A 24,973-nucleotide genomic window follows, 5' to 3' on the forward strand; every position below is an offset into this window, starting at 1 on the left:
CGCTCGCGGACTCGTAGACGTGGGCGAGTCATGCAAAAATACGATTCCTCACGTATTCCTCCGTGCTCCTCGGTGTCCTCCGTGGTTAATACCCAAGGCGGATGGGATTTCATGAAAAATCCCGCAACCCCGCGCCGAAAAATCCCAATGGATTTGCGAACGCGGCACCATGCCCGGCGTAACTCACCATCCATTGCCAACCCTCAAATCCAAACAAACACCATGACATGATCGCCATCGAAGCCGCCAGGGACAAGCAGTTCATGGATCAAATCCGGGCTGAAATCGCCAAGATCGAAAAGAAAAAATGACCCTCAAAACCGTCCCTGCCGCTCGCCGCCACACCGTAACCCGTCCGGTGTCCCAAACTCAAACCGCGAGCATTTCGCACACGCGCATTTTTCCATCAAATTGCATTAATCACCCATGCTATTACAAAAAAAATCGTGAATTGTAATCACCTGCCCGTTGACTCCTTGCGCATCCCCGCAACTTGATTATCCCGTTCGCAGGCAATCCACAGCCACCCGCCATCCATTCTCTCCATCGTATTTGCAAACATCCGTTTTGTCTTTTAAACGCCGCTTGCGTTTTTTGGCGAAACAGCATGTATGTGAATACCCCCCTGAAGACACCTAAAGCCTCTGAAATATGAACCCGAAACCATTCGGCTCGCCACGCGTTATCACCGCATGCATTCTCGCCATCTGCGCGCTTGTATTCACCCCAAACCTGCCCGCGCAAGCCGACGCCCCCGCCGCGGGTGAAACCTACCGCGCCGAGTCATTCACGCTGGGCTACGGCGCCGAGACGGAAAGCATCATTCCGCTCGACGCGCTCCGCTCCCTCAAGGTCAACATCGAGTTGCGCGACGGCGTTTATTACCCGTCAACCGGCCCCGTCGCCGCCGCGCCCTGCGCCGTCGGCCAGACCTTCCCCGACGGCAAGTTTTCCGAGGCCGCGCTCCTGGAAATCTTCCAATCCATCGCAAAATATTACAACACCCGCGGCATCTACGGCGTGTTTGTCGTGGTGAACCGCGACGACATCGACCCGCAAACCCGCGAGGACTACCGCCCCGCCAACCGCAAGGACCTGCGCCTCACGATCTGGGTCAGCCGCGTGAGCGAAATGCGCACCATCGCCAAGGGCTCGCGCATCCCCGCCACCGGCGCAATCAACAACCCCGCGCACAAACTCATCCTGAAACACTCGCCCCTCCAGCCCGACCCGAACACCACCAAGCCCAATTCCGCGCTCTGGAAAAAACGCCTCGACAACTACCTCCTCGACCTCAACCGCCACCCCGCCCGCCGCGTTGACGCCGCCATCTCCGCCGGAGCCAGCGCCGGCGAAGTCACGCTCGACTACCTCGTCTCCGAAACGCGCCCCTGGTTCGCCTACGCCCAGCTCTCCGACTCCGGCACCGACGAAACCGACGACCTCCGCGCCCACCTCGGCTTCTCCTACTACCAGCTCACCAACCACGACGACACGCTCCTGCTCGACCTCTCCTCCACCACCGACATCGAAAGCGGATTCTCCGCCTCCGCCAGCTACAACCGCCCCCTCCTCTACCCCAACACCCTCCGCGCAAAAGTCTACGGCGCCTACTCCGAGTTCACCGCCCGCGACCTCGGCATCGCCCTCGACAAGTTCACCGGCTACTCCATCGCCACCGGAGCGGAACTCCCCTGGAGCCCCTTCCGCATCCCCGGCGGCATCTCGTTCGACATCATCCCCGGCGTCACCTGGCAAAAATACCACACCTACGACAGCAACCAAAAGGACGTCCTCCCCCTGCGGGGCAAGTCCACCACCGATTTCATCACCGCCTCGCTCAGTCTCCACTTCGAGCGCAACACCGACGCCATGCGCACGTATTTCCGCATCAAATACGAAACCAATTTCGACGGCGACACCGGCCTCACCGCCAACCAGCTCATCGCCCTCGGCCGCTACGAGACCACCCGCGACTACCAGGTCCTCAGCTACGACCTCGGCCACACCATGTTCATCGAGCCGCTCCTCTTCGGCGAAAAATTCTACTCCGGCGACAACTGGCGCAAATCCGCCCGCGCCCACGAAATTTCCTTCAGCAGCCGCGGCCAGTATTCCATCACCGACGACCGCCTGATACCGCAAAAAATGATGACCCTCGGCGGCATGTATTCAGTTCGTGGATACCCCGAGTCCACCACCTCCGGCGACAATGTCTACGCCGCCTCGCTCGAATACCGCCTCCACGTCCCCCGCCTCTTCCGCCCCTACGCCGCCCTGCCCCGCGACCGCGGCGACCACACCCCGCCCACCTATTTCGGAATCCCCATGAACTGGCGCTCCCCCAACCTCCACGCCCTGCCCGACTGGGATTTCATCGTGCGCCTCTTTGGCGACGTCGGACGCTCCCACGTCATCCCCACAAGCAAGGCCTACGTCATCGAGGAATCCCACACGCTCGCCAGCGTCGGCTTCGGCTTCGAGGCGCAATTTAAGGGCACCTTCAACGCCCGCATCGACTGGGGCTTCGCCCAAAAATCCGTCCACACCACCGCGCGCGACGTCTCCAGAAATTCCTCGCAGGTGCACTTCACCATTTCGGTGCTCTGGTAAAACGGCGCCACACCACGAAAACCCTCTCATTCACCATGGTCACAATTTCGCGCATCAGTTTCGCGTCAGCCATTATCCGGACGGTCCTCTCCGCCGCCATCATCGCGCTTCCGGGCACATCCATGCGCGCCGACGCGCCCGTGGGCACGGTGGTCTCCGGCGAGGCCTCCTTCGATTACAACGGCAACAAAACCACGATCACCGCCAGCAACAACGCCATCATCGAGTATCCCAAGTTTAACATCGACCGAAACGAAACCGTGCAGTTCGTGCAGCCCACGGACACCTCGCGCGTATTGAACCGCATCACCGGCGGCGATCCCTCCTCGATTCTCGGCAGCCTCCAGGCCAACGGCATCGTTTATTTCGTGAACCCCGCCGGCATCTATTTCGGACAGCACGCCACCATCGACGTCGGCCAGTTCTACGCCGCCGCGGGCAACCTCTCCAACGCCAACTTCCTCGCCGGCCGCGACAACTTCGAGCGGCTCTCCGGCCAGGTGCACAACGAGGGCGTGATCAACGCCTCCGCCATCCACCTCATAGGCCAAAACGTGCGCAACACCGGCAACCTCAATTCCCCCGCCGGCCTGGTGATGCTCGCCGCCGGAGACGACGTGCTAATCGGCCGCCGTGGCGAACACGTCTTTGTCAACGCCACCAAAACCACGCCCGACGCATCCGCGACCGCCGGCGTTGAAAACGCCGGCAACATCAACGCGGAGGGCGGACGCGCCCTGCTCGCCGCCGGCGACCTCTACGCATTGGCCGTGCAAAACTCCGGAGTCATCCGCGCCCACGAAATTACCCTCGCCGGACAAGGCTCCGGCGAAGTCTGGAACCGCGGCACAATCGACGCCGATAGCGCCGACACCGAAGGCGGCCGTGTTGAAATCACCGGCCAATACGTCGGCCTTTCGTCCGAATCCACCATCGACGCAAGCGGCGCAACCGGCGGCGGCGAAATTCTCATCGGCGGCGACTACCAAGGCGCGAACGCCGACATCCGCAACGCCACCGCCACCTACGTCGCCGAGGGCGCGGCGATCCGCGCCGACGCCACGACCAGCGGCTCCGGCGGCAAGGTGATCGTCTGGGCCGACGAAACCACGCGCTTCCACGGCAGCATCTCCGCGACCGGATTTACGAGCGGCGGCTTCGCCGAGGTTTCCGGCAAGCAAAACCTCCTCTACACCGGCCTCGCCGACCTGCGCTCCGCCAACGGCCTCGCCGGCACCCTCCTCCTCGACCCCGACAACCTCACCATCTCCACTGCTGCCTCCACCCCCGGTGTCATCCCCGGCAGTGTGTTCACCGCCCCCGTCAGCGATACCGACTGGAATCTCAACACCAGCGATCTCGCCACCCAACTCGCGCTCGCCAGCGTCACTGTTCAGACCGCCACCGGCGACATCACCGTGGCCGACACCATAACATGGAATAACAATAGCGTGACCTCGCTTACCCTCGATGCGGGCAACAATCTCATCATCAACGCCGACATCCTCGCCACCGGCCCCATCACCATCAACCTGAACGCGGACAACGATATCAACATTGCCAGCACCGCATTCATCTCGGCCTCCCAGGTGAACGCCACAGCCATAGGAAGCCTGACAATCAGCGGCAGCGTTGAAGCCAACGGAGTCGGCCCCGAAGGAAAATTCACCGCAAACGCAAACAGCATCACCTTCGAAAACGGCAGCTACGTTTCCGGCTCCAATCATGCTTACACGGCAACCGGCAACATCATGCTCGACGGCGAGGTTGATGTTACCGGTTCACTGTCGCTCAACTCCACATCGGGCACCATCACCATTGGCGCTAACAGCAATTTCAATAACGGGATTCGCTACGACATCAACGGCGGCGTCAATTTCATGGCAACCACCGGCATGCTCTTGTTCTCCACCATGGAAATCGACGGAGGAGGCCGCGATGTGACGCTCGGCAGCTACATCTCCGGCGGCCCCATCACGGTGCAAAACGCGCAAAACATAAACATAACCGGCGTGGTGCGCTCCGACTCGGGCGTGCAATCCTACCAAGCCGCCAACGACATCCTCTTCAGCGGCACCTTTGTTCAAGAAGGTCCCGGCGTGGGCATGACATTCAACACCACGACCGGCACGACAATCTTTGCATCCGGCGCGGCTGTTTCGCTCGGCTATTATAGTCCCACCACAATCTCCATAACCGGCGGATTTACGGTAAACACCGGCGTCAATCTCGGATTCCGTGCAAGCAGCACCCTCGCATACAACATCAACGGCGCCGGCCGCGATGTGATCCTCGGTGCCGCCGTCGATCTCACAATGGCCGGTGGCAACACCCTGTCCATTACCAACGCCAACAACCTCACCCTCGCCAGCGTCATCACCAACGACGCCCAATCCCACACCGCCGCCAACAACCTCACCGTCACCGGCACGCTCCAAACCCTCAACGCCAGCCAAAACATCTCGCTCTCCGCCACCTCGGTCTCCCTCGCCTCCACCTCCGAAATCAACTCGACGGGCACGACCGCCATCACCGGCGCGCTCGACATGGCCTCCGGCGCGAAAATCGACGCCTCGGTCATGACCGTCGATGCCCTCGGCGGCAACATTGCCATCGCCGGCGAAGTGCTCACGATCAACGGCGGCACATTCACCAACGCCGGCACCATCGCCGCAAGTGGCAGCATCAACAACCTGGGCTCCGGCGATTTCACCTTCATCGGCAACCAAGCCATGACCGTCGGAGGCATGATCAACGCCACCAGCGGAGGCAACGTCAACATCACCGTCTCCGCCGGCACCCTGAGCGTCGCCTCCACGGGCACGGTCAATGGCCGCAACATCAACATCAGCGGCGGCCTCAACGTCGCCTCCGGCGCGGCGCTCACCACTCCCTACGGCTCCGGCAACATCACCATCGACGGCCTCAACCGCGACGTCGCCATCGCCACCGCCATCGACATGGGCTCCGGCACCTTCACACTCTCAAACGCCCGCAACCTCGCGCTCGACACCCTCATCACCAACGACGCCCAAAACCACACCGCCACCGGCGGCATCACCGTCACCGGCACCCTCCAAACCCTCAACGCCGACCAAAACATCTCGCTCTCCGGCACCTCGGTCTCCCTCGCCTCCACCTCCGAAATTAATTCGACGGGCACGACCGCCATCACCGGCGCGCTCGACATGGCCTCCGGCGCCCTCATCGACGCGGATCTCGTCACCGTCGATGCCCTCGGCGGCAACATCGCCATCGGCGGCGAGGTGAGCACATTCACCGGCGGCACCTTCTTCAACGCCGCCAACATCGCCGTCACCGGCACCGTCACCGGCGCGTCCGGCAACTTCGTCTTCACCGGAAACCAAGCCATGAGCGTTGGCGGTGTCATCGACGCCGGCAGCGGCGGATCAATCTCCCTCGCCTCCACCACCGGCACCGTAAGCGTCGCCTCCACCGGAACCATCAACAGCAGCAACATCAACATCAGCGGCGGCCTCAACGTCGCCTCCGGCGCGGCGCTCACCTCGCCCTTCGGCAACGGCAACATCACCATCGACGCCCTCAACCGCGACGTCGCCATCGCCACCGGCCTCACTCTCGGCTCCGGCAGCCTCGCCATCTCAAACGCCCGTGACCTCGCCCTCGACACCGTCATCACCGATGACGCCCAGGCCTACACCGCAACCGGCGGCATCACACTCACCGGCACGCTCCAAGCCAACAACGCCGACCAAAACATCTCGCTCACCGGCTCCGCCGTCTCCCTCTCCGCCACCTCCGAAATCGACACGACGGGCACCGTCACCATCACCGGCCCGCTCGACATGGTCGCGGGCTCGGCCATCCACGCCCATGACACCATCGTCAACGCCCTCGGCGGCAACATCACCCTCGGCGGCGAAATCATGGCCAGCGGCACCTACGTCAACGCCGCCGCCATCAACGTCACAGGCACCATCCTCGGCGGCGGCGTCTTCGTCGCCAGCCAGTCCATGACCGTCGGCGGCGTCATCGACGGCGACTCTGACAACGACCTCTCAATCACAGTGTCCACCGGCACGCTCGCCCTCGCCTCCAGCTCCACGCTCGGCGGCCGCAACGTCTCCATCACCGCCGGTCTCGACATGGCCTCCGGCGCGAGCATCGTGTCCCTCAACGACATTGTCGTCGATGCCAACGGTGGCAACATCACCCTCGGCGGCAACGTAAGCACATTCACCGGCGGCACCTTCTTCAATGCCGCTAACATCGCCGTCACAGGCACCGTCACCGGCGCGTCCGGCAACTTCGTCTTTACCGGAAACCAAGCCATGAGCGTTGGCGGTGTCATCGACGCCGGCAGCGGCGGATCAATCTCCCTCGCCTCCACCACCGGCACCGTAAGCGTCGCCTCCACCGGAACCATCAACAGCAGCAACATCAATATCACCGGCGGCCTCAACGTCGCCTCCGGCGCGGCGCTCACCTCGCCCTTCGGCAACGGCAACATCACCATCGACGCCCTCAACCGCGATGTCGCCATCGCCACCGCCCTCACCCTCGGCTCCGGCAGCCTCGCCATCACCAACGCCCGCGACCTCGCCCTCGACACCGTCATCACCGACAACGCCCAGGCCCACACCGCCGCCCGCAACCTCACCCTCACCGGCACCCTCCAAACAATCAACACCGGCGAGGGCGTCGCGCTCACCGCGCAAACCGGCACACTCGTCACCACCGCCGCCGCCGCCATCGACTCGCGCGGCGACATCACGCTCAACGCCACGACGGCCACCCTCGGCGGCGTCATCCACACTGACGAGACACTCACCGTCGCCACCACCGCCGGCGCGCTCGCCATCACCGGCACGCACGACGGAAGCATTGCGCACATCACCTCCGCCACCGGCGTTTCGATCTCCGGCGCGCTCAATTTCACCGGCACCAACACCATCAACGCCACCACCGGCACCATCGCCATCGCCGGCGCCGCCTCGGTCGCGGGCGAGACGATCAACCTCAACGGCGGCGTCCGCATCGACAACGGCGCGAACCTCGTCTCCGACCTCGGCCTCGTCATCGACGCGCTGGCTCGGGACGTCGTCATCAACGCCGGCCTCAGCCTCCCCGAACTCTCCATCGCCGCCGCCCGCTACATCGAAACCGCCGCCGTCGCCACATACGGCGACCAGGAATACCATTTCGCCCCGAACGGCGCCGGCGCCATGAAAATAAACGGCGCGCTCGTCTCCGAAACAGGCGACATCACCATAACAAGCAACAGCGATTACCCCGCCGCCCACGCCACCATCTTCTCCACCTCGCCAAACGGCATCCTCATCTCCGCCACGCTCGGCAACGTCATCATCGGCCACAACGACACCCTCCTCGCCTACCACGACGGCAGCGCCGCCCCCGACGCCGGCACCATCACCATTGAGGCCGGCGGCATCGCCTCCGTTGGCAACCTCTCCGCCTCGCGCCGGATAAATGTGTCCGCCAATCAAATACAGCTCGATGGAGCCGTTTATCAGGCCCCCGCCATCGCGCTCTCCGCCGTCACCTCCCTCGACATTAGCGGCTCCGCCGTCACCATCGCCACCGCCGGCGGCGCGCACGACATCTCCCCCCCGTCCACGGGCTCCTACACGACCGCCATCATCAACGGCGACGCCATGAGCGACAACGCGATGAACGCCTCCTACTTCCCGCTCATCGCCACCTCCACCGGCGCGCCCTACGCCGGCGTTTACGAACGCACCGAGTTCTGGAGCGAACAAGTCGTCCCCGACCAGGAAATCAAGCAAGGCATCGTCGCCGACGAGGCCAACCCCGCCAACCGCACCGAACCCGAGGCGCAGCAACTTCAGGAAGTCCGCGCCGCCGCCGCCGAGGCCGCCTTCCAGCAAATCGACGCCGAAACCGCCATCAGCGCCGCCACCGGCTCGCAACTCCGCAAACTCGGCATCTTCCCCCGCCCCCTCACCCCGCAAGAACGCAACGAACTTGGCGCCCGCTTCGGCACCCTCCGCCAGATCATCCCCTCCGAAATCCGCGCGCCCGAAAACTACCAGGTCGCCGACGGACGCCTCTCCGAGCAATCCGCCCGCGCCGCCATCGCCGCCTATGAGCGCGCCTTCGAAACCGCCGACGGCGCATCCCGCATCCCCGACCTCCAGGCCGCGATCCAAAAAACCTACCGCGAATTTCGCGCCGCCAACCCCGGCGCCCCCGCCGCCCAATACGTCCGCTACATCGACACCATCGCGCCCGGCACCGAGGAAACCCGCTCCCTCCACGCCTTCTTCGAGGACGTCCGCGCCCTCTTCCTGCGCATCGACCGACTCGGCCTCACCAACAACGAGGCGCTTGTATCCAAAAACGTGATACTGCGCCCCCTCCGAGTCCAGGGCGCCCCCTCCGCCCTCCTCGCCCCCCTCATGCAGGTCGCCCCCGACACCGCCCCCCTCGTCACCGCGTCCTATTGACAAATCCCAAAATCTCAAATGACGAAATTTCAAAAAGACCATCAAAGCATGCTTGCGCCGGAGCGGCGGTTTTCAACCGCCGGACGAGGCTCGGCCTCGCCCTTTGGCATTTTGAAATTTTGTCCTTTGAAATTTGAAAATTTGGGATTTTCCCCTCGCTCGGTTTGCCCACCCCAATTCACTTAACCGAAAACTTCGCCCCGCCCATGAACACGCGCAACACAACCACCGCCCGCATCTTCCGCCGCCTGAAACGCGAAGCCGATTTCACCCTGCGCGCCATCCTCTCCGCATCCATCCTCGCCCTCCCCGCGACCGGCCTCCGCGCCGACGCGCCCGTGGGCACGGTGGTCTCCGGCGAGGCCTCCTTCGATTACAACGGCAACAAAACCACGATCACCGCGGGCAACAACGCCATCATCGAGTATCCCAAGTTTAACATCGACCGAAACGAAACCGTGCAGTTCGTGCAGCCCACGGACACCTCGCGCGTATTGAACCGCATCACCGGCGGCGATCCCTCCTCGATCCTCGGCAGCCTCCAGGCCAACGGCATCGTTTATTTCGTGAACCCCGCCGGCATCTATTTCGGACAGCACGCCACCATCGACGTCGGCCAGTTCTACGCCGCCGCGGGCAACCTCTCCAACGCCAACTTCCTCGCCGGCCGCGACAACTTCGAGCGGCTCTCCGGCCAGGTGCACAACGAGGGCGTGATCAACGCCTCCGCCATCCACCTCATCGGCCAGAACGTGCGCAACACCGGCAACCTCAACTCCCCCGCCGGCCTGGTCATGCTCGCCGCCGGAGACGACGTGCTAATCGGCCGCCGTGGCGAACACGTCTTTGTCAACGCCACCAAAACCACGCCCGACGCCGCTTCCGCCACCGCCGGCGTTGAAAACGCCGGCAACATCAACGCGGAGGGCGGACGCGCCCTGCTCGCCGCCGGCGACCTCTACGCATTGGCCGTGCAAAACTCCGGCGTCATCAAGGCGCGCAACGTCGAACTCGCCGGCCAGGGCTCCGGCGAAGTCTGGAACCGCGGCGCCATCGACGCCGCCAGCGCCGACACCGAAGGCGGTCGCGTCGAAATCACCGGCCAATACATCGGCATCGATGAAAACGCCATCATCGACGCGAGCGGCGCGCACGGCGGCGGCGAAGTCCTCATCGGCGGCGACTACCAAGGCGCGAACGCCGGCATCCGCAACGCCACCGCCACCTACGTCGCCGAGGGCGCGGCCATCCGCGCCGACGCCACGACCAGCGGCTCCGGCGGCAAGGTGATAGTCTGGGCCGACGAAACCACCCGCTTCCACGGCAGCATCTCCGCGACCGGATTCACGAGCGGCGGTTTCGCCGAGGTTTCCGGCAAGCAAAACCTCCTCTACACCGGCCTCGCCGACCTGCGCTCCGCCGATGGCTCCGCCGGCACCCTCCTCCTCGACCCTGACAACCTCACCATCTCCACTGCTGCCTCCACCCCCGGTGTCATCCCCGGCAGTGTGTTCACCGCCCCCGTCAGCGATACCGACTGGAATCTCAACACCAGCGACCTCGTCACCCAACTCGAACTCGCCAACGTCACCGTCCAAACCCTTACCGGTAACATCACCGTCGCTGATGCCATCGCATGGACCAATCCCTACTCCCTCACTCTCAACTCCGGCAGCGACATCCTCATCAACTCCCCGATTACCGCCGATGCCGGCGACCTCATTCTGCTTGCCGCGCGCGACACGATTCTCTCCGGGGCGGGCGCGGTCAATGTTGGCGGCATCTTCTCCGCCACCTCGAGATTCTTCGAATCCGCCTCCCTTGAAAACACCATCACTGCGGGCGGTGACATAAGCATCGCCACTCCGCAAGCCACTGGAAACGTCAGCATTGGCGGCACCATGATATCGAATGCCGGCGACATCAACATCAGCACCATCGGCCTTTCCATTTGTGCGCCCCTCATCACAAACTCAGGTGACGGCGACATCACCCTTGGATCAGGTGCCCACGGCGGCACCACGATTTCCGAAGCCGGCCTCATCAACTCCGGCGGCAAATTCACCGCAAACGGCTCCACCTTCACGACAAGCAGTGCCACCAATACCATAACCGCCGGCGGCGACATTTACATTAGGGCATTCTACGTCTTGACCGGATATATCCACATCGGCGGCACCGTAACATCGACAGGCGGAGGCATCACGACCGAATCCTATAGCGAAACTGTCATCAGCGCCCCCCTCATCGCGGACATTGGCGGCACAAACGGTGTCTCGGTCGCCGTTGCGTGTGGCAGCCTGACAGTCGGCGACGTCACCAGCGGCGGCGCGCAAACCTACACCATCTCCGGCGATCAGGGCCGTTATATCGCCGCTGCCACAATCACCGGCACCGGACTCCTCAAGACCACCAGTGCCGCCGCGGGCAACATCACGATATCCTCGGGCTCCGGCAGTTCGTTCCTGACCGACGGTGGACGCATCGAGTCAGCCCGCAACTTCACGGTCACCGTCGACACGGCGGATTTCTCCACCGCCGCCGCCAACACCATCACCGCCGGCGGCGACATCTCCATCACCGCCACCGCCGGTAACATCACGCTTGCCAGCAACATCACCGCCGGAACTGCGGGCTCCGGTGCCATCACTCTCGCCTCCACCAACGGAGACCTCTCGCTCGCCGGCATCACCGCCACCTCCAACGGCGACCAAGCCTACACCGCCGCCGGCTCCCTCATCCTCCCTTCCGTGATCAACACCGGCACCGGCGGCATCCTCGCAAACACCTCTGGCGACCTCACCCTCGAATCCATCATCTCCGGCAAATCCTTCTCCTTCTCCGGCTCCAACATCTACGTCACCAACACCCTCGCCACCACCAACGCCGCCGATGGCGACATCGCCCTCAACGCCACCGGCACCATCACGCTCGTTGACGGACCGACAACCGACGGCCTCATAAACGCCGCCGGGGCGTTCTCCGCCACCTCCGCCTTCTTCCTCTCCGAAAACGCCGCCAACACTATCACCACCGGCGGGGCCATCAGCATCAGATCCGCTAACGTTTCTCTCGAAGGCAACGTCTCCTCCGCCACGGGAGGCATTACAGTAAAAGCAGGATCTTCATTTCGCAGCACTGGAACGATATTCTCCGATATTAGCGGCACGCATGGTGTCAGCATCGACGGGGGATTCGGCGGCTGGGGGTATTTGGAACTGGGCGATGTCATCTCGGGCGGTTCGCAAACCTATAATGCCGGCGGCACGATTGACATTAAAGGTTTGCTCAAAACATATAACGCCGGGACCGGCGACATTACGATCGAAAACAATTCCGAAATTCTCCTCAATAATCTCGGCTCGATCGCCTCTGCGGGCAAAATTACAGTCCGCGCAGACGGTGAGTTTGTCACGCAAACCGCCGCGAACACCATCTCTGCAATGGGTGATATTGCCATTTCAGGCGCCAGCATTGCCCTCGGCGGCGGACTCACCGCTGTTACCGGCAGTATCACCCTGCTCTCCATACATTCCTCCCTTTCCTCTGACTCCGACATCACAGCCGGCGGCAACATCACCATTGACGGCAGGAGCGGCATCACGCTCAACGGTGCTCTCACCTCCTCCACCGGAGCCATCGCCATCAACAACATCGAAGGCGCCATCACACTTGGCAACGCTATCACCGCCGCCACCGACATCTCCATCGCCACCACATATAACGGCAGCATCACACTTGGCAACGCTATCACCGCAGGCAACGACATCTCCATCGCCACCACATATGACATCACCGTCAACGGCAACCTCACCTCCGGAACCGCGGGCTCCGGAGCCATCACCCTAACCTCCACCAACGGCGACCTCTCCCTCTCCGGCATCACCGCCACCTCCAACGGCGACCAATCCTACTCCGCCGGCGGCTCCCTCATCCTGCCCTCCGTCATTAACACCGGCACCGGCGGCGTTTCCGCCGCCACAACGGGCGACCTCACCCTCGAATCCATCACCTCCGGCAAATCCTTCTCCTTCTCCGGCTCCAACATCTACGTCACCAACACCCTCGCCACCACCAACGCCGACGACGGCGACATCACACTCCTCGCCACCGGCACCATCACCCTCGTCCACGACGTCACAACCGACGGCCTCATCAACGCCGCCGCCACGTTCACCTCCACCTCCGCCTCCTTCGTCTCCCAAGACGCCGCCAACACCATCACCGCCGGCGGCGGCATCTCCATCAGCGCCACCGATGGAAGCATCTCGCTCGTCGGCGACCTCGCCGTCACCTCCGGAGCAGTATCAATTTCCACCCTCTATGGCGGCATCACACTTGGCAACGTGACAAGCGACGGCGCGCAAAATTACTACACCAACAGCTTCACCGGCACCGGACTCCTCCAAACCACCAACGCCACCACAGGCGACATCAACATAATCGCCGACATCGGCAGCATCATTATAAAGGACGGCGGCCGCGTCAACGCCGCCGCCGCCTTCTCGGCCACCAATGCCGGCTTCCACACCGAAACCGCCGACAATACAATCACGGCGGGCGGCGACATCTCCATCAACACTCCGCAATCCGAATTAACCGTCTCCATCGGCGGCACCATGATATCAAACGCCGGCAATATTAGCATCGACACCGCAAACCTCCGCATCAAGGCCCCCCTCATCACAAACTCGGCCACAGGCGACATCGCCCTTGGATCGAATTACCAAGGCTTCGCCGAAATCCTCGTCACCGACGACGGCCGCATCGACGCCGCCGGTGTCTTCAGCTCAACATCCCTCTCCAATTTCACCACCGGCACCTCCGCCAACACCATCACCGCCGCCAGCATCTCCATCACCGCCGGTGGCGACGGCATCGAACTCGCCGGAGACATAACCTCCACCACCGGCGACATCTCGCTGGCCAGCACAAGCGGCAATATTTACATCGGGCGCTCTGGCGACGGAAGCATCGACTCAGCCGGCACGTTCTCCGCCACCGCCAACGGCAATTTCATCACCGAAACCGCCGCCAACACCATCACCGCCGGCGGCAACATCGGCATCCTCATAGACATCGATGGCGTCGCCGCCATGGGAGATATTCTTCTCAACGGTGCGCTCATATCCACGGGCGGAAACGTCAATCTTCGCGCCCATGAACGCGACATCACCAGCAACGCGCAAATCACTGCCGATACGGGCGGCCTCACTGCCAATACGGGCATGGGCACGATCACCCTCGGAAATGTCACCACGGCAAACGCGCAAAATTATAGCGCTGGCATCTTCACCGGCACCGGCATGCTCAGGTCCACCGACATATCTCAAGGCAACATCGGAATAATAACCACTATTATCCCCGACGGCAGGATCATACTTACAGGTCTCGGCTCCGTTAATTCCGCCGCCGCCTTCTCCGCCACCGCCTCCAGTGCCTTCACCGCTTCCGGTGCCGCCAACACCATCACCGCCAACGACATCTCCATCACCATCTACAACGGCAGCATTGGGATCGCCGGCGACATCACGTCCACCGCCGGTGACATCACCCTCAACGCAAAATACGGCGATATCCTCGTCACAACCGACGGCCTCATCAACGCCGCCGCCAAATTCACCTCCACCTCCGCCTCCTTCGTCTCCCAAGACGCCGCCAACACCATCACCGCCGCCAAAGGCATCGCCATCACCTCCACGGCATCGACCGGCGGCATCATGTTCGCCGGAGACCTCCTTTCCAACGCCGGCGACATCACCCTCGCCTCCAGCGGCAGCATCGTCTCCACCGCCGGCATCACCGCCGCCGGATCGATCTCCGCCACCGCCTCCAGCAACATCATCCTCGTCAACGCCACCAGCGGCGACTCCCAAGACTACACCTCCACCGTCGGCAGCATCACCCACACCGGCACCATAAGCACCGTCGGAGCCACCTTCCGCGCCCCCGGCGGCCTCACCCTCGGCAGGCTCATCTCCGGCTCCAACGTCTCCCTCACCGCGGGCTTCATCACCCTCAACGACCTGCTCCAAACCTCCAGCGCCTCCGCGGGCGGCATCACCCTCGACGCCACAAACGGAAAAATTCTCGTCACGGGCGACGGACGCATCGACGCCGCCACCGTTTTCTCCGCCACCTCCAGAGTTGACGGCTTCACCACAGAAACCGTCGCCAACACCATCACGGCGGGCACCGGCATCAACATCACCACGGGCGGCGCCGCCGGCCTCGTTCTCAACGGCGACCTCGAATCCACCGCCGGCAACATCACGCTGGTCTCAAGCGGCAGCCTCGTTTCCACCGCCGCCATCACAGCCGCTGCGGGCGCGCTCACCGCCACCTCCGGCTCCGACATGACCCTGCGCGACGTCACCACCGGCGGCGCGCAAACCTACACCTACTACAACATCTTCACTGCCACCAGCGGCACCCTCCGCGCCACCGGCGCGGACAGCGACATCGTCATCAGCCAGATGATCAAGGCCGCGGGCCAAAACGACGAATACACGGGAGACATCCTCATCAAGGACGTGAACGCCACAGGCGCCTTCTCCGCCACCTCCGGACGCTTCACCCTGCTCGAAGGCGGCACCATCGCCGCCACTGGCGACGTTTCCATCTCCAATCCGGTGCCCGGCGGCTATACCTACGCCACCGCATGGTATACCAATGTGCACGGCACGATCGACTCGTCCGCCGGCTCGGTCAGCCTCATAAGCGGACGCGGCGGCCTCAACCTCAGCGGCACCATCACCTCCTCCGGCGCGCAGTATTACGAATCGTGGCGAACCGTCGCCCCCGGCACATTCATCACTTCCGACACCGACACTGGCGACATCACCTTCAATTACAACGGCAGTTGGGGAGGGCCGGCCATAAGCTTTGAAACAACCACGATTGTGGACGCCGCCCGCGACATCAAACTCCACTATCCTCCAAACGCCGGCGCGCACTCGGGGACGATCACACTCCCCGCCGGCGCCGTTTTTAATGCCGCCAACGCAATCACCATCGACACCACCGCGGTCTCATTTGTGTCACTCCTTGCCGACCTTAATTCCGGCGCGGGCGGCATAAAAGTTAATACCAGCGGCACGCTCATCCTCGCCAACGCCGCCACCACCGGCACCCAGTCCTTCACCGCCGGCAACATCACCCTCACCGGCACGCTCGGCGGCTCCGGCAACCTCACCCTCGCCAGCACCACCGGCTCCATCGCCCTCACGGGTGACGACGCCCTCATCGACATGGGGGGCGACATCACCGTCACCGCCGCCAGCACCTTCACCACCGCCGCCGCCGCCAACACCATCACCTCGGGCACTAACATCGCCATCACCGCCGGCACCGGCATCACCATCAACGGCAACCTCACCGCCGCCTCCGCGGGCGACGCCGGCGCGATCACGCTCACCTCCAACGCGGGCGACATCTCGCTCATCAAAGTCACCGCCACCTCCAACGGCGACCAAACCTACACCGCCGCCGGCTCCATCCTCCTCACCGACATCCTCGACGCCGGCGCCGGCTCCATCACCGCCAACGCCGGCGGTGACCTCACCCTCCCCACCATCACCGCCGACAGCTCCCTCAGCTTCACCGGCTCCAACATCTACATCACCGGCACCCTCGAAACCACCAACGCCACCGACGGCGACATCACCCTCGTCGGCACCGGCACCACCATCATGGTGCACACCTCCACCACCAACGGCCTCATCGACGCCGCCGGCGCGTTTACCTCCACCTCCGCCTCCTTCCTCTCCGAAAACGCCGCCAACACCATCACGACCGCCGGCCCCGTGTCGATTAAGGCGGCATCCTCCAGCATTGCCCTCAACGGCGCCCTCACCTCGGGCAGCACAATCTCGCTCACCGCGCAAAACGGAATCACCAGCGGCTCCCTCGCCACCATCACCGCCGACGGCTCCATCACCATGCGCAACGCCAACGCGCACATCATCCTCTATGGCGACATGGAATCCGCATCCGGCGGCATCAACCTGCAAAGCCGCGCTCAAGTCTTCCTGCGCGGCGATGTCAAATCCGGGGTCACAGGCACCGACGGCATCCGCGTCGAATCCTCCATCGCCTCCATCGAAACCAAAAACGTCCTCACCGGCGGCGCGCAAACCTACGTCATTAAAGGCAGCGACAGATGGTATTTCAAGGCCAACGGCGCGCTCACCTCGCTCGACGCCGCCACCGGCGACATCACCATCATCGCCCGCCCCTCCGAAGGCGTCACCTTCTCCGGATCAAGCAAAGTGAACGCCGCCGGCAAGTTCACCTCCACCATGGGCGGCGCGTTCACCACCGTCGGCGCGGCAAACACCATCACTGCGGGCGGCCTCATTACCATCAGCTCCACAAGCATCGCCCTCAATGGCGCCGTCTTCAACGACGCGGGCATCCTCCTCACGGCGAACAACGGCTCCATCACGACAACTGCGCAAATCACCGCCACGACGGGCAACGTCATCATGAACGCCGGCGCCGGCTCCATCACCGCCAACGCCGGCATCCTCAGCGGCGGCACCCAATCCTACACCGCCGGCAGCCTCACCGTCAGCGGACAGCTTCGCACCACCAGCGCCGCCACCGGTGACATCGTCATCAGCACCACCGGCGCGACACTGCTCACCGGCGACAACCAAATCGACGCCGCGCGCTCATTCACCGCCAACGCCCGCGAACTCACCACCGCCTCCGCCGCCAACACCATCGCCGCCGCCGCCGACATCACCATCACCACCACCGACGACATCACCATCAACGGCAACCTCACCGCCGCCTCCACGGGCGACGCCGGCGCGATCACGCTCACCTCCAGCGCGGGCGACATCTCGCTCATCAAAGTCACCGCCACCTCCAACGGCGACCAAACCTACACCGCCGCCGGCTCCATCCTCCTCACCGACATCCTCGACGCCGGCGCCGGCTCCATCACCGCCACCGCCGGCGGCGACCTCACCCTCCCCACCATCACCGCCGGCAACGACCTGCGCTTCACCGCCGGCAACAACATCCACGTTGTCGGCACGCTCGCCACCACCAACGCCGCCGCCGACATCACCCTCGCCGCCGCCGGCACCACCACCCTCGTCCACACCGCCACCACCAACGGCCTCGTCGACGCCGCCGGCAAGTTCACCTCCACCTCCGCCGCCTTCCTCTCCGAAACCGCCGCCAACACCATCACGACCGTCGGCGACATCACCATCACAGCCACAAGCAACGCCGGCATCGCCATCTACGGCGACATCCTCTCCACCGCCGGCTCCCTCCTCACCGACTCCTACGGCAACACCACCGTCAACGCCAGCGTCACCACCTCCGGCAGCCAGGTTTACGAAACCATGCGCGGCACGGGCGGCATCACAATCACCGGCACCCTCGCGACCACCAACGCCTCCGACGGCGACATCCGCCTCCTCTCCCACAACACCGCGACGCTCTCCGGCGACGCCCTCATCAACGCCGACGGCGCCGTCTACGTTGACGCGCTGACCCTCGTCACGGCGGGCTCCGCCAACACCATCACCGCAGGCAAATGGATATCCGTCCACGCCACCGCCGCCACCGGCGACGCCGTCACCCTCAACGGCGCGCTCACCGCCATCAACGACAACATCCAAATCGTCACCGCGGGCGGCAACATCACCGCCAACGCCACGCTCACCGCCGACACCTCCGCCGTCGAACTCAACGCCGGCTCGAATGGCAACATCACCGTCGGCAATGTCCTCACCGGCGGCACCCAAGCCTACGCCGGCGGCAGCTTCACCGGCACCGGCCTGCTTAAAACCGCCTACGCCAACGACGGCGACATCGTCATCAACACCACCGGCGCGGCCCTCATCACCGGCGACGACGCCCGCGTTGAGTCCGCCGCGCAACTCACCGCGACCGCCGGCTCATTCACCACCTCGTCAACAACCAATACCCTCAACGCCGTCGGCGACATCACCATCGCCACCCTCAACGACATCGCGCTCAACGGCAACCTCGACACCTCCGCCGCGCTCACCCTCACCTCCACCGCCGGCAACATCGCCCTCACCGACATCACCGCCACCTCCAACGGCGACCAAACTCACACCGCCGCCGGCTCCATCCTCCTCTCGAACACCCTCAACGCCGGCTCCGGCTCCATCACCGCCAACGCCGGCGGCGCGCTCACCGTCGTCAACGCCACAGGTAGCTCCGCCATCGCCCTCACCGGTTCGCAAATCACCCTCACAGGACTGCTCGCCACCTCCAACGCCGCCGACGGAGCCATCACCCTCAACGCCACCGACGCGGGCATCACCCTCGCCGACTCCGGCGCGATCAACTCCGCCGCCACCCTCTCGGCCACCGCCAACGGCACCTTCCTCTCCACCGCCGCCGCCAACACCATCACCGCCGCCGGCAACATCGGCATCACCATTGCGCAAGACGGACTAGGCGCCAAGGGCGACATCCTGCTCAACGGCGCGCTCACATCCACCGCCGGCGGCATCACACTCAACGCCCACGAACGCAACATCACCGCCACCGCGCAAATCACCGCCGACACCACCGGCGCCGGCGGCATCACCGCCTACGCGGGATGGGGCGACATCACCCTCGCCGGCGTCCTCACTGGCGGCGCGCAAAACTATTTCTCCGCCGGCTTCACCGGCACCGGCCACCTCCAGACCACCAACGCCACCCACGGCAACATCAACATAGACGCCCGCGGCATCCTCATCACGGAAGCCGGCGGCCAAATCACCGCCGCCAATTCGCTCAACGCCACCGCATCCCTCGGCGGCTTCACCACATCCTCCACTGCCAACACCATCACCGCCGGCAACGCCATCACCATCGCCACCGCCAACGACATCCAACTCCACGGCGCCGCGACCGCCGTCAACGACATCAAGCTCACCAGCACAACCGGCGACATTCTCTCCACCGCGCGGCTCACCTCGTCCGCCGCCGGCCTCGCCGCTACCGCCAACAACGGCGACATCACCCTCGGCAACGCGCAAACCTCCGGCACCCAAATCTACGCCGCCACCACCCTCACCGGCACCGGCCTCCTCAAGACCACCGACGCCGCCACCGGCGACATCATCATCAACACCACCGGCGCCACCCTCCTCACCGGTGACGACGGAGCCGTGGACTCCGCCCGCGACATCAACATGGCCGCCGACACCCTCACCACCGCCGCCGTCGCCAACACCCTCGCCGCCGCCCGCGACATCGCCATCACCACCACCGACGACATCACAATCAACGGCAACCTCACCGCCGCCTCCACGGGCGGCCCCGGCGCGATTACGCTCACCTCCGCCGCGGGTGACATCTCGCTCATCAAAGTCACCGCCACCTCCAACGGCGACCAAACCTACACCGCCGCCGGCTCCATCCTCCTCACCGACATCCTCGACGCCGGAGCCGGCTCCATCACCGCCAACGCCGGCGGCGACCTCACCCTCGCCACTATCATCGCCGACAACGCCCTCAGCTTCACCGGCTCCAACATCACCATCACCGGCACCCTCGAAACCACCAACGCCATCGGCGGCGACATCACCCTCGTCGGCACCGGCAGCACCATCATGGTGCACACCGGCACCACCAACGGCCTCATCAACGCCGCCGCCGCCTTCACCTCCACCTCCGCCGTCTTCGCTTCCAACTCCGCCGCCAACACCATCAACGCCGGCGGCCCCGTGAAAATCGAGGCAACCACCGACGACATCGTCCTCAACGGCGCGCTTACCTCGGGCAGCGCGATCATGATCGTTTCGCAAACCGGCATCACCAGCGGCTCCCTCGCCACAATCATCGCCGCCGGCTCCATCGTCATGAGCAACCCCCTCGGGCATATCATCCTCAATGGCGACATGGAATCCGCCTCCGGCGGCATCAACCTCTGGAGCAAGAATGACGTCCTCCTGCGCGGCGATGTCAAATCCGGCGTCACAGGCACCGACGGCATCCGCGTCGAATCCTCCGTCGCCTCCATCGAAACCAAAAACGTCCTCACCGGCGGCGCGCAAACCTACGTCATTAACGGCAGCGAGGGCCGGCATTTCAACGCCACCGGCACGCTCACCTCGCTCGACGCCGCCACCGGCGACATCACCATCATCACCCCCCCCTCCGAAAACACCACCTTCACCGAGTCGGGAAATGTGAACGCCGCGGGCAAGTTCACCCACACGGGCGGGATGTTTCTCACCGAAGGCGCCGCCAACACCATCAACGCCGGCGGCCTCATCTCCATCAGCGCCACAAGCATCGCCCTAAACGGCGCGGTCTTCAACGACACGGACATCCACCTCACTGCGGACGGCGGAGCCATCGCGACAACCGCGCAAATCACCGCCACGACGGGCAACGTCATCATGAACGCCGGCGCGGGCGACATCACCACCGCCGGCGTCCTCAGCGGCGGCACCCAATCCTACGCCGGCGGCTCCTTCACCGGCACCGGCCTCCTCAAGACAACCAACACCGCCACCGGCGACATCGTCATCGCCACCACCGGCGCCACCCTCATCACCGGCGACGACGGAGCCGTGGACTCCGCCCGCGACATCAACATGGCCGCCGACACCCTCACCACCGCCGCCGCCGCCAACACCCTCGCCGCCGGGCGCGACATCACCCTCGCCGCCAACAACGACATCACCATCCAAGGCGACATCACCGCCGCCGCCAACGCCGGCCACGGCGCGATTACGATGACCTCCACCGCCGGCAACATCGCCCTCCTCCACATCACCGCCACCTCCAACGGCGACCAAGCCTACACCGCCGCCCTCGACATCACCCTCACCGACCTCATCAACACCGGCTCCGGCTCCCTCCTTGCCGACGCCGGCGGCCTCCTCACCCTCCACTCCGTCATCACTGGCGGCACCCTCGCCCTCACCGGCTCCAGCCTCCTAGTCACCGGCACCCTCCGCACCACCAATCCCGCCAGGGGCTCCATCGCCCTCACCGCCACCGGCGCGGACATCACCTTCACCGACGCCGGCTCGATCATCTCCGCCGACACGTTCACCGGAACCGCGAAAGGCAATTTCTTAGCCACCACCGTCAGCAACACCCTCGCCGTCGCCAGCACGCTCTCCATCGCAGCCGAAGCCGGAATGGAACTGCACGGCACCGTCAACGCCGGCAACGCCATCACCCTCGCCAGCGCCGAGGGCGACATCCTCTCCACCGCGCAAATCACCTCCGCCAACGCCGGCCTCGCCGCCACCGCCAACAACGGCGCCATCACCATCGGCAACGTCACCACGACCTCCGCCCAAACCTACACCTCGCTCCTGCTCACCGGCACCGGCCTCCTCAAAACCACCAACGCCTCCACCGGCGACATCCTCATCAACGTCACCGACACCGTGCTCCTCACGGGCCAGGGCGCGATCAATTCCGCCGGCGTCATCACCGGCACCGTCGGCGCCATCACAGCGGACGGCGCGGCCAACACCCTCACCGCCGCGAAAAACATCAACCTCACCGCCGCAAACGACATCTCCCTCGCGGGCGACCTCGCCTCCGCCAGCGGCAACATCCTCGTCAACACCATCGACGGCGGCAGCATCACCCTCACCAACCACCTCTCCACACCCTCGGGCGAAATCAAACTCACCACCACCGGCACGGGCGCGATCACACTCCACAACGCCACCAGCAGCGGCAACCAAACCCACGCCACCGAGGGCGGCAACATCAACGTCACCGGCACCCTCGCCATCGGCTCCGGGGCCACGATGCGCTTCTCCACCACCTCCACCACGGACACCGGCACCACCGTCATCGATGCGGACGCGGCCCTAGTCGTTCCCAACACCACGCTCCTTGTCCAAGGCGGCATGTTCCTCGACGAAAACGGACGCATCTCCGCCCCCGTCGGAATCGACATCCAGGGCGCGGGCGCGGGCGTCACCTTCAACGCGGCCCTCGGCGGCGCGGGCAATCCCCTCGCCACCATCAACATCGCCGGAGCCGGAGCCATCGACATCAACGGCGGCGTCGAAACCACCGGCGCGCAAACCTACAACACCGACGGCGGCGACATCAACATAACCTCCCTCCTCCGCGCCACCGACAACGGGGCCGCAATCAGTTTCGACACCCACAACCCCAGCGGCACCACCGGCATGACCACCGTCCACACCGGCGGCATCCAAACCAACAACACCACCGTCACCTCCACCGGCGGACTCACACTCGCAGCCGACACCACCTTCGACGCCGGCGGCGGCAGCCTCTACATCGACGGACAGGGACGCGCCGCCTCCCTCGGCATCGACCTCGAACTCCCGCAAATCAACATCCTCAACGCCGGCGACATCCACCTCTCCGGAGTCACCACCACCGGCAACCAGTATTATCACTTCGACGACGGCGCCGCCATGCGCCTCACCGGCACGCTCCTCGCCACCGGCAACGGCAGCTCCATCACCATCGAAAACACCCGCACCGACCACGCCGAATGGGCCACCATCTTCGCCGTCGGCGGCAACGGCATCCACATCGAGACCCTCAACGGCGACATCACCATCTCCAAATACAACACCCTCCTCTCCTACGACCCCGACAACGGCGCCGCCTCCCCCACCGCGGGCGACATTTACATCCGTGCCTGGAACGGCCTCGCCACCGTCCCCGACATCTCCGCCTCGCACCAAGTTGACCTCATCGCGCTCGCCATCACCCTCAACGGCACCCTCTACCAAAGCGGCGGCATCAGCATCCTCGGCATGGACGGAGCCCCAATCAACTCCGCCTTCCTCACCCTCGACGAACCCTCCGTCAACATTGTCGCCATCAAGAGCCGCTCCCTCTACCCTCCCCTGGTGGGAATCAACTCCTACGCCTACCTCCCCTCCCTTTACGACGAAGTCACCCTCCGGGTCACCACCGATTTCTTCAACACCGACACCCCGCCCCCCGCCGGCAGCATCTTCAACGAAATCTACTCAAGCGACTTCCGCAGCTGGATGTATCTCTACACCGAACTCGTCCAGGTCAACATCGCCGCCAACACCTTCGACAAATCCCTCGAACTCTCCGCCGTCGAGGAAAACATGCGCAAGGCCACCGCCGGCTATCTCGCCAGCAACGACGCCGCCAACCGCATCACCGGCGCCACCAAAGAGCACCTCTACAACGTCGGCATCTTCGCCCGCGGAGCCACCGACGCCGAGCGTCTCTCTCAACACCACTACCGCGGCCTCTTCCAGCAAATCATTCCCAGCGAAATCCCCTCGCCCGAGCACCGCAAGGTCGTTGACGGACGCATCTCCGAAACCAGCGCCCGCGAAACCGTCGCCCTCTATCAGGAAACCTTCATGACCATCGACGACGACGGACGCCCCGTTTCCCGCACATCCGAAATCCTCGCCGCGCTCACCGCCACCTACAACGCCTACCGCGCCACCACCGCCACCCCCGGCCCCGTCGGCTTCGGACTCTACATCGACGACAACGCCGCCACAAACACCGACGCCGCCGTCTCGCAAAAATTCGTCCGCAGCCTCCGCACGCTCTTCGCCGCGATCGAGCGCATCGGCCTCACACGCACCGAAGTCGCCGTCGCCAAGTCCGTCCTCCTCCGCCCCCTCCGCTCCCCCGCGATCCCCGGCGCCACCCTCCGCGGACTCATCGAACCCGACACCATCCTCGCCAGCGCGCCACCAGCCGGGGCTCCCAAAATCACCGCCAACTTCTGAATAATTTTCGATTCTCGATTCTCGATTTTCGATTGCGCGTTACCACGCGACAGCGAAATCAAAACGAAACAAAAATCCTTCAAATCAATCGCAAAAAACCGGATCCAAAATCTGAAAGTTCAACCGCATTCCGATCTCCGCATTTTTCACCACTAAAAA

The 24,973-nt window shown here is 64.2% G+C and carries 3 protein-coding genes; all 3 read left to right on the top strand.

All coding sequences use genetic code 11. The features are described from left to right. The first annotated feature begins 651 nt into the window (after positions 1 to 651). The 3 genes from M2103_RS04655 (at position 652) to M2103_RS04665 (ending at position 24,814) form a co-directional block, all read left to right on the top strand. Entirely contained in the window at positions 652 to 2,613 is a 1,962-nt protein-coding gene (locus M2103_RS04655) for a ShlB/FhaC/HecB family hemolysin secretion/activation protein (RefSeq protein WP_277509057.1), read from the top strand. Positions 2,614 to 2,648: 35 nt separating this feature from the next. After that, a complete protein-coding gene (locus M2103_RS04660) occupies positions 2,649 to 9,083 on the top strand; it encodes a filamentous hemagglutinin N-terminal domain-containing protein (RefSeq protein WP_277509059.1) in 6,435 nt (2,144 codons plus the stop codon). 206 nt (positions 9,084 to 9,289) lie between these two features. After that, the gene (locus M2103_RS04665; RefSeq protein ID WP_277509060.1) at positions 9,290 to 24,814 is read left to right on the top strand and encodes a filamentous hemagglutinin N-terminal domain-containing protein; all 15,525 of its coding nucleotides are present in this window, start codon (positions 9,290 to 9,292) and stop codon (positions 24,812 to 24,814) included. The last annotated feature ends 159 nt before the right edge of the window (positions 24,815 to 24,973 follow it).

Source organism: Ereboglobus sp. PH5-5 (genome assembly GCF_029504805.1).
GTDB lineage: Bacteria > Verrucomicrobiota > Verrucomicrobiia > Opitutales > Opitutaceae > Ereboglobus.